Here is a 16978-nt window from a genome sequence, read left to right as displayed (position 1 = left end):
CAGGGACGCTAGTGCGCATGGGGGGGCGCACCAGGGGCGCATTTCGAAAGCTGATGGAATATGACAGAGAGATGGTCCCGAACGATCGCGCCGGGCTCGAACGTGCACACAGAACGTCCACCCCGTCGGGTACGGAATCATGAGCGCATGAGCGATGACCCCACACACGTCCGAGAGTTCTTCGGCGCCCGTGCCGCCGACTGGGACCGCCGGTTCCCCGACGACGGCCCCGCGTACGCGGCGGCGGTGGCCGAGATCGGCCTGCGTCCGGGCGACGCCGTCCTCGACGCGGGCTGCGGCACCGGGCGGGCCCTCCCGCCGCTCCGCGCCGCCGTCGGCCCCTCCGGCACCGTACTCGGCGCCGACCTCACTCCCGAGATGCTCGAAGAGGCCGTCCGGTCAGGGCGGGACGGAAAGGGGGGTACCGCGACGCTGCTACTCGCGGACGTCGGCCGCCTGCCGGTACGCGACGGCGCGCTCGACGCCGTCTTCGGGGCCGGGCTCATCTCCCATCTCGCGGAACCGGCCGCCGACCTGCGGGAACTCGCCCGTGTCGTACGGCCAGGCGGCCGGCTCGCACTCTTCCACCCGATCGGCCGGGCCGCCCTCGCCGCCCGCCACGGCCGCCGGATCACGCCGGACGACCTGCGCGCCGAACCCCGGCTGCGCGCCGTGCTCGCGGAAGCCGGCTGGCGACTCGTCAGCTACGTCGACGAGGACACGCGCTATCTGGCCATGGCCGTGCGCGAGAGCTGAGACCTGGGGGCCGCACGAGGCCGTGCGGAGGACGAGCGGACCGAGTGCAGGTGGGCGCCCGGTCCGCGGTCCGGGGCCGATCACACCCGTGCGGCTTGGTGACTTCCACCGTCAACGCACCCTTCTGTCGCGGCACTTCACTCTCTACGGTGGATGTACCGGGCAGTGTGCCCGGGAAAGGCGGTGCGGCGTGGCACGGATACAGGAAAGACTGCGCAGGCTCCTCCCCTCCGCCCGGAGGGCGTCCGAGACGACCGCACCGTCGCCCCCACGCCCCCAGCACGGGCACAACCTCTTCGAGGCGGCGGCGGACTACGTGGCCGCGTGCGCCGAGGACGACGCGGCCAGGGCGGAGGAGGCCGCGGGACGGGTCTCCCCCGGGATGCTGACGTTCGGCGTCAACGAACTGGCATGCCGGGCCCTCCTCACCCTGGCCCGGGAGCGGAACGAGTCGCCGAACTCCGTGGCGCGGTCGCTGCTCGGTCTCCGGAGCGAGCGGGCGAGTCGGCCGGGGGCATCGGGGGGTGACGCCCCTTGAGAGCCGGCGTCACCGGCTTGGGTTCCGGCTCTGGCTCCCGCTTCGGCTTGGGCTCTGGCTCCCACTTGGGGTCTGGCTCCCGCTTCGGCTTGGGTTCTGGCTTCCTCTGGGGCCCTGGCTTCGGCTTCGGCTTCGGCTTCGCTCCAGCCAGTCGCCATCGGCCTTTCACCGGCCGCTGAGAGACATCCCGTCACAGGTCACGTCGTGTGAAGCCGCCGTGAAAACCCGGTGGAAGCGGTGTCAGTGCCCCCGCTTATGCTGCACCGGACTCATACACGGGGCCTGGGGAGGGCGCGGCGATGTTCGGCAAGTTGTTCGGCAGGGGTGCGGACGCATCGGCGGCGGATCCGCACGCCCTTCGCGTCACCCGCAGGCACAGGAACGGTACGTACACCCTGCGCGCACTCGGGGACACGCGGGTGCTCGCGCTGGTGGAGGCGGCCGACGCGGGTGACTGGGAAGCGGTGAAGGCGGCGCTCACCCCCTTCGACCTCGGCCGTGACCACCAGGTCCTGGGCGAGCTCGCCGATCTGGACGGCGTGCAGGACTGGATCGGCCGGGCCGTCGCCGAGGACAAGGAGCACCGTGCGACCGCCCTGCTGATATCCGGCGCGCGCCACATCACGTGGGGCTGGGAGGCACGCACCGCGGCGCGTGCCGTGGACGTCACGCAGGAGCAGTGGCGGATCTTCCACGAGCGGCTCGACCTCGCCGAGGAACAGTTGCTGGAGGCCGCCGAGTTGCGGCCGGAGTGGATCACTCCGTGGCGTCGCCTGCTCACCTCCGGCCGCGGCATGTCCCTGGGCGCCGCGGTCAACGAGACCCGGCGCGACGCCGCCCTGCGCCGCGACCCGCTGGACCTGGAGACCCACCTCGAGTGGCTGTCGCAGTTGCAACCCCGTTGGGGCGGCGAACCCGGTCAGGCCATGGCGTTCGCCCGTGACGCGCTCGCCCGCGCCCCGCGGGGGCACCGGCTCGGCTGTGTGATCGCCATGGCACACATCGAGGACTGGGTCGAGTCGGATCAGGCGGACTGTCTCGTGGACCCGGCGATCCAGGCCGAGCTGCGGGACGCGGCCGATCACAGCATCCTCCACCCCGGGCACCTGCGACTCCCGGGCTGGCAGCACGACTTCAACATGTTCGCCATGGCCCTGTCACTGGCGGGTGAGCGGCATACGGTCCGTCGGGTCTTCCAGGCGCTCGACGGCGCCTACACCACGTGGCCGTGGACCTACTTCGCGGAGCCCGAGAAGGAGTTCGCCCGCCGCCAGCGCCGCTCCTGAGCGCGACGCCGACCGCGCACCCGCCCGCCCCCCGGACCGACCCGGACGCGCGGACCCGACTCCGCACCCGCCGGACCCGTCCGCGCCCACCCCCGTACCCGCCCGCGCCCCGCCGCCCCTCCCACCCCGGACTGCCCGATGACTCTGCCCGACTCCTCCGCCGACCGCACCTTCCAGGTGGATCTGCGCGGCCTCGTCGACCTCCTCTCCCACCACCTCTACTCCAGCCCCCGCGTCTACCTGCGCGAACTCCTGCAGAACGCGGTGGACGCGCTGACCGCCCGGCACGGCCTCGAACCGGGCGCCCCCGCCGACGCCTTCGGCATCCGTCTGTACGCGGACGGCTCGGTGGTACGCGTAGAGGACGACGGCGTCGGTCTCACCGAGGCCGATGTGCACACCTTCCTCGCCACCATCGGCCGCAGCAGCAAGCGCGCTGATCGGATCGCCGAGCAACGCGGCGACTTCATCGGTCAGTTCGGCATCGGTCTGCTCTCCTGCTTCCTGGTCGCGGACGAGATCCACGTCCTGAGCCGCTCCGCCCGCACCCCCGACGCGCCCGCAGTGGAGTGGCGGGGGCGAGGCGACGGCAGCTACACCGTCCGTACCCTGCCCGCTTCCACCCGCCCCCGGCCCGGCACCACCGTCACGCTGACGCCGCGCGCCGACGCGGGCGAGTGGACCCGGCCGGCGCGGGTGCGCGCGCTGGCCAAGCACTTCGGTTCGCTGCTGCGGCACCCGGTCACCTTCGACGACGGCACGGGCGGCCCGGGCGCGCCCGTCAACCCCGAGCAGGCGCCCTGGACCCGTACGTACCCCACGCCGGGGTCCCGCGCGCGGGCGCTCGCCGCGTACGGCGAGGAGGTCTTCGGGTTCACACCGCTGGACACCATCGAGCTGGACCTGCCGGCCGTAGGCCTGAAGGGCATCGCGTGCGTGCTGCCGGAGGCGGTGCCGGCCGGGCGCCGCCACGGTCACCGCGTGCACGTCAAGGGCATGCTGCTGTCCGAGCAGGCCGAGGAGATCCTGCCCGAGTGGGCGTTCTTCGTCCGCTGCGTCGTCGACGCCGAGAGCCTGCGTCCGACGGCGTCCCGCGAGTCCCTGTACGAGGACGACACCCTCGCCGCCGTCCGCGACGCCCTCGCCGAGAGGCTGCGCGCATGGATCGCCAGGGCCGCCGCGAGCGACCCCGACCTGCTCGCCCGCTTCCTCCAGACCCACCACCTGGCCGTGAAGTCGCTCGCGGTGCACGACGACGAGATCCTGCGGATGCTGCTGCCCTGGCTGCCGTTCGAGACCACCGACGGGCACACCACCCTGGACGAGTTCGCGCGCACCCACCGCACGGTGCTCGTGACGTCGAGCGTGGAAGAGTTCCGGCAGGTCGCGGCGATCGCCTCGGCCGCCGGGCTCGGCGTCGTCAACGGCGGCTACACCTACGACCGCGAGCTGGTCCACCGGCTGCCCGAGATCCGCCACGAGGTCAGCGTCGCCGACCTCGACCCGGCGACCCTCACCGCCCATCTGGACCCCGTCGACCGGGAGACGGAACTGGCCGCGGCGGCCTACCTCGCCCGTGCGCGCGACGCCCTCGCCGTCTTCGACTGCGACGTCGCGCTGCGGACCTTCCAGCCCGCCTCCGCCCCCGCCCTCCTCATCGACAGCCGCGAGGCCCGGCACGAGCGCACCCGCTCCCAGCTCGCCCGCGAGCAGGAGGGCGGCCTGTGGGGCGACATCCTCGGCGCCCTGCGCCAGGAGGCCCCGCGGGCCCAGCTGATCCTCAATCAGCTCAACCCGCTGGTCCGTACCGCTGTCGCCATCGACGAGCCCGAGCTGGCCCGTACCAGCGCCGAAGCCCTCTACGGGCAGGCCGCGCTGCTGTCCCGGCGCCCGCTCAGGCCCTCCGAGTCGAGCCTCATCAACCGTTCCTTCCTCGACCTTCTCGCCCACGCCCTCCGCAAGGACAGCTGACGATGCCGACCGCACCCCAGACCACCGACGAGCTGTACCAGGCGCTCCAGGAGAACCACCAGCGGCCCTACGGTCGTACCCGCACCGTCACCGCCGAGGAACTGGTCGAGGCCGCCGAGCAGTTCGGAGAGCCCGTACCGCTCGCGCGGGCGCTGTTCGAGCTCCAGGAGGCGTACACCTACGGCTCCGAGCCCCGGAAGTCCCCCGTCGTCTTCGCCCGGCTGCTCACCCTCTTCGACGAGCAGCCCGACGTCTTCGACGAGCGGCTGCGCCACCAGCTGTTCTGGCGGTTCAAGTGGGTGGCCAACGCTCTGCGCGCGCTGCCCGAGATTCCGCTGACCAGCCTGCGCCAGTGGCTCACCGAGATGCGCGAGCGGTACGAGAAGGCCGGCCTCGGCCTCCAGCCCTACTACGGACAGGAGTACCAGCTCGCCGCCCACCGGGGTGAGGACTCGACCGCCGCCTACGAACTGTGGGCGGGCCGCGCCCGCACCCGGCTGAGCGACTGCGAGGCCTGCGAGACCTGCGAGCGCGCCCTCCACCACCTCGCGGCGGGCGACGACGAGCGGGCGCTGCGCGCCTGGGAGCCCGTGCTGGCCGGCAAGGAGTCCTGCCAGGAGGAGCCGGCCCGCTCCGTCTCGTACGCGCTGCTGCCCCTGCTGCGTGCGGGAAGCACCGACCAGGCGCGCGAGCTGCACCTCGCCGGCTACCGTGCCTGCCGCCGCAACCCCTCGATGTCCGGAGAGGTGGGCCGGCACCTGGAGTTCTGCGCGCTCACCGGTAACGAGGCCCGTGGCCTGGAGCTGCTGGCGGAGAACCGGAACCTGTTCGACGAGGTGGACTCCCCGCTGGACCAGCTCGACTTCCTCACCGGCGTCGAAGTGCTCCTGCGGCGGGTCGAGCTCCTCGGCCACGGCGAACTGCCCGCCGCCGGCTACGCGGGCCGCACCTGGACGGTGGCCGGCCTGCGCGCCGAGGTGGGGAACCGCGCCGACGACCTCGCCGCCCGCTTCGACGCGCGGAACGGAACCACGGCCCACGCCGACCGTCGCCACGTCCGCCTCGACCGTGCCCCGCTCCTGGACGCCCTGGAACTGACGCTGCGCAGCCGCGGTCTCGACGACGTGGCCCCGGCCGTCCCGGTCGCCGCGCCCGCAGCGCGCACGGCCGCCGCCGAGCCCGAGACGCTGTCCGAACTCATCCTCCGGGCCAGGGCCCTGGACGCGCAGGGGCATCCGGACGCGCAGGCCTGCTGGGCGCGCCTGCGCGTCCTCGCCGGCGCCCGCGACTACGTCCACCCCGACGACCCGGCCGTCGGCCCGCTCGTACGGCTGCGCGCCGATCTGCTGGCCGACGAGGCGATGCGGTTGGGCGACGACGAGCGCGATGTCGCCGTCGGCCTGTACGAGGAGGCCGCGGGCCTGTACGAGGACGCCGAGGAGCCTGGGGACGCGGTGGTCGAGCGCGCCGCCGCCCTGCTGACCGCCGCCGAGATCGCGGCGGAGGACGCCGGCGGACCCGAGGCGAAGGCCGGCGCGGAAGGCGCCGCCGGCGCCGGGGCGGAGACGGGTGGCGACGGACCCGAGGCGAAGGCCGGTGCGGAAGGCGGCCACGGACGCGAGGAGGAGGGCGGCGCCGAAGACGCGCACGATCCCGCGGCGGAGACCCACGGACCCGCGGTGAAGGCCGGCGCGTTCACCAGCGCCTACGAGGCCATCGTCCGTCTGCACGAGGAGACGGCCGGGCTCGCCCCGCACCAGGAGGCTCGACTGCTGCGCATCCGGGCCTCCGCGCTCGGCCTGCGCCTCCAGACGTCGGGGAGCGAGGAGCACGTCGCTCCGGTCTTCGCCGAGGCGGACCTGCTCCACGCTTTCGCCACCCGGTACGACCTCGTCGGGCAGGTGTCGAACGCCCTGCTGGTGCGGGCCAGCGCCCACGCCATGTCCGGCGACCTGACCGGCGCGGTCACCGAGATCGACGCCCTGCTCGACCGGCTCAGGACGCACGGCCCCGCCTGGCACCTGCCCCGCACGCTCGGGCTGCGCGGTCGGCTCCAGCTCGGCCTGCGGGACGCCGAGGCCGCGTACGCGGACCTGTCCGAGGGGGTACGCCTGGCCGCCGACTGGCCGGTCGACGCGGTCGACACCCCCCGCCTCCACGGCGACCTTGCCGAGGCCTGCATGCACCTGGGCCGCCCGGACGAAGCGCTGCGTCATCTGACGCGCTCCGCCGAGCTGGGGCTGCGGCGCGGCAACCGGGTGGACGCGTTCTGCGCCTACAGCAACGCGGCCCAGCTCAGCCTGGACCTGGGCCGGGTCGAGGACTGCATCGCGCTGCTCGACTCCCTCCTGGCCGAACCGGACGTGGTCGCGGGTGAGCTGGACGACCGGCTCGTCGCCCAGCTGCGTCTGACCCGCGCCCGCGCGCTGCACGCCGGGGAGGACCTCAAGGCCGCCACGGCGGAGTTCGTCGCCCTCGCGGCCGAGTCGGCCGGGTGGGACGACGACCCGGGTAGCCACGCCATGATCGCCGCCGAGACGGCCACGCTCCTCGGCGAGTCCGGTGACTTCGGCCGGGCCCGCGGGGCCGTGGACCAGGCACTCGCCGCCCACGCCCGGGCTCCGCGCTACGAGCAGCTCAGCAACTGCCTGCGCGAACTGGCCCGCCTCCAGTGCCAGCAGCAGGGCGCCGACGGTCTGACGGGCGCCCTCGTCTTCCTCGCCGACGCCGGCAAGGTCGCCGACGAGGCCCGCGCCGCCGCGTACGAGGCCCGTGGCCGCTCCCTGGACACCGCCCTCGCCTACGAACACGGGCGGGTGAACGCCCTCGCGGGCGAACACGAGGACTCCCTCGCCGCCCTGGAGAAGGGCCTCGCCCTGCTCGGCGAGCCGGGCCCCGAGGACGACCGCGCCGGTGAGTGGGCCGAGTGCGTCCGGCTCGCGGGTGTCGTGGAGGGCATCTATCTGGAACGTCTCGCCCCCGCCCTGTCCCGCATCGACGCGGCGATCTCCCACCTGACGGCCCTGGGCCACACCGAGGTGACCGAGCCGCTGACCGCGCTGGCGGCCAGGCTGCGCGACGAGTGACGACGCCCCCTCGGCGCCTGCGTCGCCGTGCACGCTCCCCCGCCGGCGGCAGGGCAGGGTGCACGGCGACGCAGGTCACGGCGCCGGACTATGGACATGTCTCCCTCCTCACTGGTTAAGGTGCGCCGACAACCGGATGGGGAGGCAAGCGTGGCTGGGACGGACCCGAGCGCGGACGCCGAGGCCGTCGGCGACGCCGACGCGCTGTTCGTGCTCACAGCGGCACTGCTCACACCGGCGCGGTTCCCGAGCGTGCTCGGTGACGACTATCCGGCGGCCTGCGCGGCGCTCGGCCTCGAACCGTACGCCGAGGGGTACGGGCTCGTGTTCGGCCAGGACGGGCTCGGGGCGCGCTGGACGGTCGTCGTCGACGACGTGTCGCTCGTCGCGGTGGCCATCTCCTCCTGGGACTGCGGCATGGCCTACGACCTGTCGCCCGCCGAGCACACGGTGGTGGCGGGGCTGCCGGGTTGGCCGCTCGCCGTGGTGACCCGGGCGCCGGGAGTGGCGGCGCCGCACGATCCCGAGCCGGAGGAGGGCGATCCCGCTCCGCTCGTGCCGCCGTCCGGCGACGAGTGGGGTCCGGCCCAGCGCCGCCTCGGTGCCGACGAGGTGGCCCTCCAGTGGGCGACGTGGCGGGCCCAGGTGAGCGACGTTCCAGCGCCCGGGGAACAACCGACGGGCCCGGTCGGCGCCGCGGAGCCCGTCACCGGCACCGGCACCAGCACCAGCACGGATCCCGCCCTCGACACCTACGCGCGCGTGGCTCCCGACACCGGCGAGAGCGTGGCTCCCGGCGTGAGTGCGGGCACGGCTCCCGGCACCGGCGGGAGCGTGGATCGCGGCCAGGCCGAGGGTGCGTCCTTGGCGCCGGGGAGCGGGGCGGTCCGTGACCCGTACGACGGCGTCCGGAGGGCGCTCGACGACCTCCGGCGCTACCTCGTGGAGCCGCCGCCGGTCGGTCGGGTGCGGTCCGTGGCCGGTGCGGAAGGAGGCGTGCGTACGCTGCGCGCGGACGGCCCAGGATGGTCGCTCGTGGCCCGGGCGGACGACATGGCCTTCGTCCTGCTCGACGAGCTGCCGGGCGAGGTGCTGCCGGTGGCGCGGGGCGCGCGGCTGCCCGCGCTCCTCGAAGGGCTCGACGCGATGGCCGTACGCCCGTCCTGACCGCCTGAACCGTCTGTCCGACCTCCCGGGCCCCCGACCCCAGGCCCTTCCGAGCGGGCGGTGCGGACCCCCGGGCCGGGTCAGGTCCTGGGCGACCGGCACCCCGGGCATCACTTCACGCGTGGTCGTTCCGGCCCTGCTCGGCCCACTCGGAGCGCAGCGGCGTGCCCACCTCGTGCAGGTGGCCGAGGGCCTGTCGGTACGAGTCGACGAAGCCGGTCTCGGTGTACGGCACGCCCAGGGCGGCGCAGTGGGACCGGACGGCGGCCTGGGCGAGGCGCAGATGGGGTCGCGGCATGCTGGGGAAGAGGTGGTGCTCGACCTGGTAGTTGAGCCCGCCGAGGAACCAGTCGGTCAGCGCGCCGCCCCGGATGTTGCGCGAGGTGAGCACCTGGCGCCGCAGATGGCCCCAGCTGTCGCCGTCGACGTGCTCGTCCGGCCGCTCCATGCCCTTGTGGTTCGGGGCGAACGCCATGCCCAGGTGTACGCCGAACACCATCTGATGGACGAGGGCGAACACCAGGGCCTGCGCGGGGGTGAGGAAGGCGAGCAGCAGGGCCGTGTAGCCGGCGAAGTGGGCGAGGAGCAGCGCGCCTTCGACCAGCCGTTCGCGCCGGGTGCGGCAGGGACCGTCCTTGGCCAGCAGGGCCTGGACCCCGTACACCTTGAGCGCGATGCCTTCCAGGGTGGTCAGCGGGAAGAACAGCCAGGCCTGGTGACGGGTGAGGAATCCGCGCAGACCCGTGCGGCCCGCCGTCTGGTGCTCGGCGAAGACGAGGATGTCGGCCGCGACGTCGGGGTCCTTGTCGAGGTGGTTGGGGTGGGCGTGGTGGCGGTTGTGCTTGTCGTTCCACCACTCCCGGCTCATGCCGAGGAGGAGGTTGGCGTGGACGAGCTGGATGATCCGGCTGATCCTCCGGTTCGCGGTGATCTGGGCGTGGCCGGCGTCGTGGCCGACGAAGGCGGCCCGTGCGGAGAGCAGTGCGAGCGGTACGGCGAGCGGAAGCGCCCACCAGGAGGGGCCCGTCAGGGCGAGACCGGCCACCACGGCGGCGATGCCGAGGAGGTTGACGGCTATGCCGCGGGCGTACCAGCCGGGGCGGTGTTCGAGGAGGCCCTGCTCCCTCACCATCCGCAGGAGCGGGGTGAACTCACTGCCGCCCCTGGCTCGGGCGGGCGCCGCGGCGGGGGCGGCGGCCGGGGGCAGGACGGTGGCCTGGGCCATGGAGGGCTCCGGTTTCTGTCGGTCGGGCTCCGGTGACGGTTCGGTCGGTGAGCGCCTACCCCGAACGTACGGGTACGTGATCGTCCGGAGCGATGGCGTCACCACCCGGTCCGGGTGGGGGGTCGTCCGGGGGCCGGGGGTGGGGAGAACCCCACTCCCCCAGCTTGTGGTGTGGATCACTCGACGAGGGTGCGCGTCGGATCCGTCGAGCGAGGTATCCTCGGCCGCTCAGTCTTCAGGTAGTCAAATTTGAGGAATGCGTTGTCGCTGTCGCCCGGACCCGATGATTCCGCCCGCGAAACCCCCCGTGAAACCACACGGGACCCCCTCCTCGGACTCGCCCACCACTCCGCCGTCTTCCTCCCCGCCGATCCGCCGCGCGCGGGCCGGATCGCCTTCTGGTCCCCGGACGGTGAGAGACTCCCGGACGTACGGGACGGCGTGGGCGGCTCGGACACGGCGGTCACGCCGGGCGGCTCCGGTGCGGCCGGCGGGTCGAGTACGGCGGGCACCCCAGGCGCCTCGGGGCCGGCGGACGCACCAGGCTCGGCGGGGCTCGTCACGGACCTCGCCCCGGTGGAGCTCACGGTCGTGGACGGCGCCACCCTCCGCCCCCTGACCGTCCCCGCCCTCACCCTCCCCGTACGGGACGCCCTGCCGCTGCTCGCCCGCGCGCGGTTCTCCGCCACCGCGTCCCCCGCGACCGCCTTCTGGGGTGCCGCCTCGCTGCTCGCCCTCGGCTTCGTCGCTCGCGGGCTGCTCCTGCCCGGTCTCACCTCCGACGACATCGACGCCTGGCGCGCCGGTCCGCTCGGCCCCGAGGACTTGGCGGAACTGCGGACGCTCGCGGCGTCGATGCCACCCGCGGCCCACGCCGTACCGCTCTCCGCGGACGAGCCGCCGCAGCTGCCGGAACCCGAGGCGCTGCTCCGGGCCTTCGCCGACGCCGTCGCGGACACCCTGCCCCGTACCCCCGCCGCTCGACTCGCCGCCGACGGACCCGCGTTCGCGGCCGACGAACCGCAGCGGATTCCCGGACAGCGGACGTGGGTGGCCGACGTGGCGGCGGTGCACGACGCGGGCGTCCGGCTGTCGCTCCGGCTCGAACTCCCCGGCTTCACCGCCCAGGCCGAGGAGGCGCCGGCGTTCCGCGCGGTCCTGCAACTGCACGCCGTCGCCGACCCGACGCTGGTCGCGGACGCGGCGGAGGTCTGGGCGGGTTCCGGCCGGGACGGGGCCGCCTTCGGCCCACGGGTCCGGATGGACGTCCTGCTCGCGCTCCGGCGCGCCGCTCGTGCGTGGGCCCCGCTGGCGCCCCTTCTGACGGCGGCGGTTCCCGACACCGTCGAACTCGCCGACGAGGAGGTCGCGGAGCTGCTCGGCGCGGCGGGCCGGGACCTCGCCGCGGCCGGTGTCCAGGTCCACTGGCCGCGCGAACTCACCGACCGGCTGACCGCCGGCGCGGTGATCGGCCCGGTCGGCGCGGACACCCACGGGGAGCCCGGCTCGGTCGGCGTGTCCCGGTCCGCCGGACAGCCCGACGGCACCGGGTCCGCCGAGGAGCCCCGGGCCGTCGGGTCCACCGGGGTCCCCGGCGACCCCCGGTCCACCGCGGGCGCTCAGGGCACTCGGTCCGCCGGAGCGCCCGCCGGTGCCCCGTCCCCCGGAGGCGCCCTGGCCGGCGAGGAGTTCACCGGGTCCCCGTCCTCGTCAGGGCTGCCCTCCTTCCTCTCCGCGGACGCCCTGCTCGGTTTCCACTGGCGCTTCGCCGTCGGTGATCAGGAGTTGACCAGGGCCGAGCTCGACCGGCTCGCCGAGGCCGGGCGGCCCCTCGTGCGCCTGAGGGACCGCTGGGTGCTCGTCGACCCGGCCGAAGTGCGCCGGGCGCGTGCCCAGCAGGACCGCAAGGTCACGCCGGTGGACGCCCTTTCGGCCGTCCTCACCGGCACCACCGAGATCGAGGGACAGCTCGTCGAGGTGGCGGCGACCGGCTGGCTCGAACGCCTGCGGCAGCGGCTCGCCGAACCCGAGGGCAGCCGCCCCGAGGTGTCCCAGCCGCCCGCGCTCGCCGCGAACCTCCGCGACTACCAGCTGCGCGGCCTCGACTGGCTGCACCGGATGACCTCCCTCGGTCTCGGTGGCTGTCTCGCCGACGACATGGGACTCGGCAAGACGATCACGGTGATCGCGCTGCATCTGCACCGTCAGTCCGACCCGGCAGCCGCAGGGCCCACCCTCGTCGTCTGCCCGACCTCCCTCATGGGCAACTGGCAACGGGAGATCGAGAAGTTCGCGCCCGGCACGCCGGTGCGCCGCTTCCACGGCGCGACCCGCGACCTGGAGGACCTCACCGACGGCGGCTTCGTCCTCACCACCTACGGCACCATGCGGCTCGACGCGGCCCGGCTCGCCGCGCGGAGCTGGGGGCTCGTCGTCGCGGACGAGGCGCAGCACGTCAAGAACCCGTACTCGGCGACGGCCAGGCAGCTGCGGACCATCGGCGCACGCGCGCGCGTGGCGCTGTCCGGCACCCCCGTGGAGAACAACCTCTCCGAGCTGTGGGCGATCCTCGACTGGACGACGCCGGGGCTCCTCGGCAGCCTGGGCGCGTTCAGGACCAGGTTCGCCGCCGCCGTGGAGGGCGGCAGGGACCCGGCCGCCGCCGCGCGACTCGCCGCGCTCGTCCGGCCGTTCCTGCTGCGCCGCCGCAAGTCGGACCCAGGTATCGCGCCCGAGCTGCCACCGAAGACGGAGACGGACCGGGCCGTGTCCCTGACACCGGAACAGGCCGGCCTCTACGAGGCGGTGGTGCGGGAGACCCTGGCGGCGATCTCCGAGGCCGACGGCATGGCGCGGCGCGGCCTGGTCGTGAAACTGCTGACGGGACTCAAGCAGATCTGCAACCACCCGGCGCAGTACCTCAAGGAGGAACGGCCGAGGATCGAGGGCCGCTCGGGCAAGCTGGAGCTGCTCGACGAGCTGCTCGACACGATCCTCGCCGAGGGCGCGTGCACCCTCGTCTTCACCCAGTACGTGGGGATGGCCAGGCTCCTGGAGACGCACCTCGCCGCGCGGGGCGTGCGGACGCAGTTCCTGCACGGCGGGACACCGGTCGCCGAACGCGAGGCGATGGTCGCCCGTTTCCAGGACGGGGAGGTCCCGGTCTTCCTCCTCTCCCTGAAGGCCGCCGGTACGGGGCTCAACCTCACCCGCGCGGAACACGTCGTGCACTACGACCGCTGGTGGAACCCCGCCGTGGAGGCCCAGGCCACCGACCGCGCGTACCGGATCGGGCAGGACCGGCCGGTGCAGGTCCACCGGCTGATCGCCGAGGGGACGATCGAGGACCGGATCGCGACCATGCTCGACCGCAAGCGGGAACTGGCGGACAGCGTCCTGGGAACGGGCGGGGACACGCCGCCGGAGCTGACCGAACTGACCGACGCCGAACTGGCGGAGCTGGTGCGACTGCGAGGGGACGGACGATGAGCGGGTACGGACACGGGGACGAGGAGCGTACGTTCGCGGCGCTGCCGCCCGCTCCGGGCGGGGCTTTCACCCGGACCTGGTGGGGCCGTGCGTGGCTCAAGGCCCTGGAGGACACCGCGCTCGACGGCGCGCAGCTCAAGGCGGGACGCCGGCACGCGCGCGCGGGAGCGGTGGGCGCCGTGTCGGTACGGCCGGGCCGGATCACGGCGGTGGTCAAGGACCGCGACGGGACGCCGTACCGCGGTGACGTCCTGGTGCGGGAGTTCTCGGAGGAGGAGTGGGAACGGCTCCTCGACCTCGCCGTGGACAGCGCGGGTCACATCGCGGCACTCCTCGAACGGGAGATGCCGCCGCACCTGGTGGAGGACGCGGCGGCGGCCGGGCTCGACCTGCTGCCGGGGATCGGCGACCTGGATGCGGAGTGCGGCTGCGACGCCTGGGACCACTGTCCGCACACATCGGCGCTCTGTTACCAGGTGGCACGTCTCATCGACGAGGATCCCTTCGTCCTGCTGCTCATGCGAGGGCGCGGGGAGCGCACGCTCATCGACCAGTTGCAGACGCGCAGTGCTTCGCGCGCCGCGCGTGGCGGCCCGGACACGGACGACACGCCGGATGAAGGGACCCCCTCGGGCGCTGGTGGGATGCCCGGCGTGTCGGCAGAGGAGGCGTACGCGGCGGAGTTCCTGCTGCCGCCACTGCCCGCTCCTCCCGTCGCGTCCGACGCACCCGGCCGGCCGGCGTCCCTGGACACGGAGACGGAGCCGGAACCCGGGATCGACCCGGCGGCACTGGAGTTCCTCGCTTCGGACGCGGCGGCCCGCGCGCACCGGATGCTCGTCGACGCCCTCGGGCCGACGCCGCTCGAACCCCGCCTGACGGTCGGTCAGGATGCCGTGCGGCTGGCGACGGCCTCCCCCGCGCCGTGGATCGCGGCGCGGCTCGCCGCGGGTTCGGGCCGGACGCGGGCGGAGCTGGACCTGGCCACGCGCGCGTGGCGGTTCGGAGGCGCGGCCGCCCTCGCCGTACTGGAGGAGGAGTGGACGCCGGACGCCGAGGCGCTCACCCGGGCCGGGGCCCGGCTCCAGGAGGCCTGGGAGGACGACGAACGGCCGGTGCTGCGGCGGTCGGGCGGCGCGCGGTGGACGGCGGTGGGCGCGGAGGCACAGCTACGACTCGGCGAGGACGGGCGCTGGTGGCCGTACCTCAAGTCCGGTGCCCGCTGGGCACCCGCGGGTCCGCCGGACCGTGATCCGGCGACGGCTCTCGCCACGGCCTTCGCCGCCGGTGCTACCGGAGCGGTCGGCTGAGCTTGCCGCCGGTGGCGGAGGGAGCGACCAGGCTGCAGGCGACGGTGGTCGAGCCGAGAAGGTAGCTGGTCCGGTACGGGTACTGGACGAAGGTGGTCCAACGCGTGCCGAGCGGCTGCAACGCGGCCTTGCGGCGCAGGGGTTCGCGGCACAGCACGGCGGCCGCCTCGCGGACCGCCGTGTCGGTGGCAAGGACTCCGGTCAGTCGGAGCCGGGAGACGAGTTCGGCGTGGTGCGGCGTGTCGCAGGAACGCCGGAGGGCGGTGCCCGGCGCGTCGCGGTCGATGTCGAAGCAGTCGCCGACCCGCAGCGCCTCGAAGGAGACGGGCCGGGCCGGTGTGCCGTCGTGCGTGACGGTGGCGGTCGGCCGAGATGGGGGTGCGATGCTTCCGGCACGGGAGGGGGTCGGGGACACGCCCGTCACGCTGCCGTCGGCGCGGGAGGAGGGGTCGGCGGGCGCGCTACGGGTCGGTGCGCCGTCGCCGGTCGCGTCGGCCGTCACGGTGGCGTCCGGCGGTGTGATGTCCGCGCGGGCGTCGGGTGCGCCGCCTTCAGGGGTACCGCTGTCTCCGCCGCGCGTGTCGCTCGCCTCGCCGTCGGTCGCGAAGGTGGCGTCCCCGGCGTCGGAGGCCCGGGGCGAGGGCACGCCGACCTGCTCACCGCCCGGTCGGCCGTCGTTGGCGAGGTCCTGCTCGGTCCCGCCCCGAACGACCACGAACGCGCCCGCCACCAGCGCGGCCACGAGCAGCGGGACGACCGGCACGCCGAACCACTGCGCGCGCCCCGCGGGCGGCACCGGCTTGGCCGCGCCCAGCCGGCCGAGGCGTGGCGACCACCCGGTCTCGGAACCGGAGCGCGCGGCGAGGACGTCGGAGCCGACCGGCGCGGCGGAGGCCGCGCGTTCGGCAGACGCCGCGGAGACCATGGGCTCGGCTGACGCCTCGGACGCCGTCGGTTCGGTCGAGCCGGGTGCGTCCGGTCGGCGGTGCGGCGGCGGGGTGGCGGGGGACGGGTGGGGCACGGGGTCCAGGTTCGCCCGTCGGCGGGCCCGCGGCCACCCTTTTTCGGGGGATGACCGCCGACCGTACAGAACCGTGACAATCCCCGGCCGCGCTCCGGCCCGCCACCGCCCCTGCCGTCGCCCCGCCATGACTCCCCTACAGGCCGAGCTGACGCTCCGCGCCCTCGACCGTCTGGGCGAGGAGCACGGCGATGGTCATGGGGCCGACGCCGCCGGGGACCGGGGTGATGAGGGAGGCGCGTTCGGCGGCCGACGCGAAGTCGACGTCACCGACGTTGCCCGGGTTGTAGCCGGCGTCGACGACGACGGCACCGGGCTTGATGTCGGCGCCCTTGATGAAGTTCGGCTTGCCGACGGCGGCCACGAGGACGTCGGCCTCGCGGACGACGGAGGCGAGGTCCTCGGTGCGGGAGTGGCAGTAGGTGACGGTGGCGTCGCGGCCGAGGAGAAGCAGACCGGCCGGCTTGCCGAGGATGGCGCTGCGGCCGACGACGACGGCGCGCTTGCCGCGGAGTTCGACGTCGTACGCGTCGAGGAGACGCATGATTCCGCCGGGCGTGCAGGAGACGAAGCCGGGCAGTCCGAAGCCCATGGCGGCGAAGGAGGCCATGGTGACGCCGTCGACGTCCTTGGCGGGCGCGATGGCCTCGAAGGCGGCGCGCTCGTCGATGTGGGGGCCGACCGGGTGCTGGAGCAGGATGCCGTGGACCTCGGGGTCCTCGGAGAGGGCGGTGATCGCGGCGACGAGTTCCCCGGTCGTCGTGGCGGCGGGCAGCTCGACGTGCCGGGAGCGGATGCCGGCCTTGGCGCAACGGTTCTGCTTCATCTTCACGTACGTCACGGAGGCCGGGTCCGCGCCGACCAGGACGGTCGCGAGACACGGCGTGACACCGGTGCGGCGGGTGATCTCGGCGGCGCGGGCGGCGGTCTCCTCGACCGTACGGCGGGCGAGGGCCGTGCCGTCCATGAGGGCGGCGGTGCTGGTGGACATGGCGACTCCTGGGCTTCGTCTCCGACGGGTTGTTCGCCCAGGCGCACGGCATCCGGACGGGCCCGCCGAGGGGCGCTCCCGCCGGGCCGCTCCCCGGTGGTGGTCCACCTCAAGCGCCAGTCACGGCCCGGGACCACT

Annotated in this window: 11 protein-coding genes and 1 riboswitch; of the genes, 8 read left to right on the top strand and 3 right to left on the bottom strand. The window is 74.3% G+C overall.

Features of this window, described 5'->3' with window-relative positions:
• Positions 1-147 precede the first annotated feature (147 nt).
• The 6 genes from ABZ567_RS18255 (at position 148) to ABZ567_RS18230 (ending at position 8804) form a co-directional block, all read left to right on the top strand.
• A complete protein-coding gene (locus ABZ567_RS18255) occupies positions 148-756 on the top strand; it encodes a methyltransferase domain-containing protein (RefSeq protein WP_360790681.1) in 609 nt (202 codons plus the stop codon).
• 190 nt (positions 757-946) lie between these two features.
• A complete protein-coding gene (locus tag ABZ567_RS18250) occupies positions 947-1294 on the top strand; it encodes a hypothetical protein (protein ID WP_360790678.1) in 348 nt (115 codons plus the stop codon).
• 299 nt (positions 1295-1593) lie between these two features.
• The gene (locus ABZ567_RS18245) at positions 1594-2580 is read left to right on the top strand and encodes a hypothetical protein (RefSeq protein WP_360790676.1); all 987 of its coding nucleotides are present in this window, start codon (positions 1594-1596) and stop codon (positions 2578-2580) included.
• Positions 2581-2718: 138 nt separating this feature from the next.
• Entirely contained in the window at positions 2719-4551 is a 1833-nt protein-coding gene (locus tag ABZ567_RS18240) for an HSP90 family protein (protein ID WP_360790673.1), read from the top strand.
• A 2-nt stretch (positions 4552-4553) separates the two neighbouring features.
• On the top strand, positions 4554-7637 hold the full coding sequence (locus ABZ567_RS18235; protein ID WP_360790671.1) for a hypothetical protein: 3084 nt from the start codon (positions 4554-4556) through the stop codon (positions 7635-7637).
• A gap of 150 nt (positions 7638-7787) precedes the next feature.
• Entirely contained in the window at positions 7788-8804 is a 1017-nt protein-coding gene (locus ABZ567_RS18230; RefSeq protein ID WP_360790669.1) for a hypothetical protein, read from the top strand.
• 115 nt (positions 8805-8919) lie between these two features.
• Here ABZ567_RS18230 and ABZ567_RS18225 read toward each other — a convergent pair whose 3' ends face one another.
• Positions 8920-10029: an acyl-CoA desaturase gene (locus ABZ567_RS18225; protein ID WP_360790666.1), complete on the bottom strand. Its 1110-nt coding sequence runs from the start codon at positions 10027-10029 to the stop codon at positions 8920-8922.
• Between the two features lie 576 nt (positions 10030-10605).
• Here ABZ567_RS18225 and ABZ567_RS18220 point away from each other — a divergent pair.
• Both ABZ567_RS18220 and ABZ567_RS18215 read left to right on the top strand, forming a co-directional pair.
• Complete coding sequence (locus ABZ567_RS18220; protein ID WP_360790932.1) at positions 10606-13518, top strand: DEAD/DEAH box helicase; 2913 nt, start codon at positions 10606-10608, stop codon at positions 13516-13518.
• Positions 13515-14828, top strand: a complete 1314-nt coding sequence (locus ABZ567_RS18215; protein WP_360790664.1) for an SWF or SNF family helicase — start codon at positions 13515-13517, stop codon at positions 14826-14828. The genes ABZ567_RS18220 and ABZ567_RS18215 overlap by 4 nt, the downstream gene beginning before the upstream one ends.
• Here the strand turns inward: ABZ567_RS18215 and ABZ567_RS18210 are convergent.
• Both ABZ567_RS18210 and ABZ567_RS18205 read right to left on the bottom strand, forming a co-directional pair.
• Positions 14809-15849, bottom strand: a complete 1041-nt coding sequence (locus ABZ567_RS18210; protein ID WP_360790661.1) for a hypothetical protein — start codon at positions 15847-15849, stop codon at positions 14809-14811. The genes ABZ567_RS18215 and ABZ567_RS18210 overlap by 20 nt on opposite strands.
• Positions 15850-15985: 136 nt before the next feature.
• Complete coding sequence (locus ABZ567_RS18205) at positions 15986-16840, bottom strand: bifunctional 5,10-methylenetetrahydrofolate dehydrogenase/5,10-methenyltetrahydrofolate cyclohydrolase (protein ID WP_360790658.1); 855 nt, start codon at positions 16838-16840, stop codon at positions 15986-15988.
• A 28-nt stretch (positions 16841-16868) separates the two neighbouring features.
• A riboswitch (ZMP/ZTP riboswitch) is annotated at positions 16869-16974 on the bottom strand.
• Positions 16975-16978: the final 4 nt, after the last annotated feature.

Origin of the sequence: Streptomyces sp. NPDC016459 (assembly GCF_040632845.1) — a bacterium.
In the GTDB taxonomy this organism is placed as follows: Bacteria; Actinomycetota; Actinomycetes; order Streptomycetales; family Streptomycetaceae; genus Streptomyces.
The sequence above is the reverse complement of the archived record's forward strand: the minus strand, read 5'-3'. Positions and strand labels throughout refer to the sequence as shown.

What these genes read in the sequence shown, in the direction of transcription:
- ABZ567_RS18225 (WP_360790666.1), bottom strand. Translation starts at nt 10,029, where the DNA reads ATGGCCCAGGCCACCGTCCTGCCCCCGGCCGCCGCCCCCGCCGCGGCG.
- ABZ567_RS18205 (WP_360790658.1), bottom strand. Translation starts at nt 16,840, where the DNA reads ATGTCCACCAGCACCGCCGCCCTCATGGACGGCACGGCCCTCGCCCGC.
- ABZ567_RS18240 (WP_360790673.1), top strand. Translation starts at nt 2,719, where the DNA reads ATGACTCTGCCCGACTCCTCCGCCGACCGCACCTTCCAGGTGGATCTG.
- ABZ567_RS18235 (WP_360790671.1), top strand. Translation starts at nt 4,554, where the DNA reads ATGCCGACCGCACCCCAGACCACCGACGAGCTGTACCAGGCGCTCCAG.
- ABZ567_RS18215 (WP_360790664.1), top strand. Translation starts at nt 13,515, where the DNA reads ATGAGCGGGTACGGACACGGGGACGAGGAGCGTACGTTCGCGGCGCTG.
- ABZ567_RS18255 (WP_360790681.1), top strand. Translation starts at nt 148, where the DNA reads ATGAGCGATGACCCCACACACGTCCGAGAGTTCTTCGGCGCCCGTGCC.
- ABZ567_RS18245 (WP_360790676.1), top strand. Translation starts at nt 1,594, where the DNA reads ATGTTCGGCAAGTTGTTCGGCAGGGGTGCGGACGCATCGGCGGCGGAT.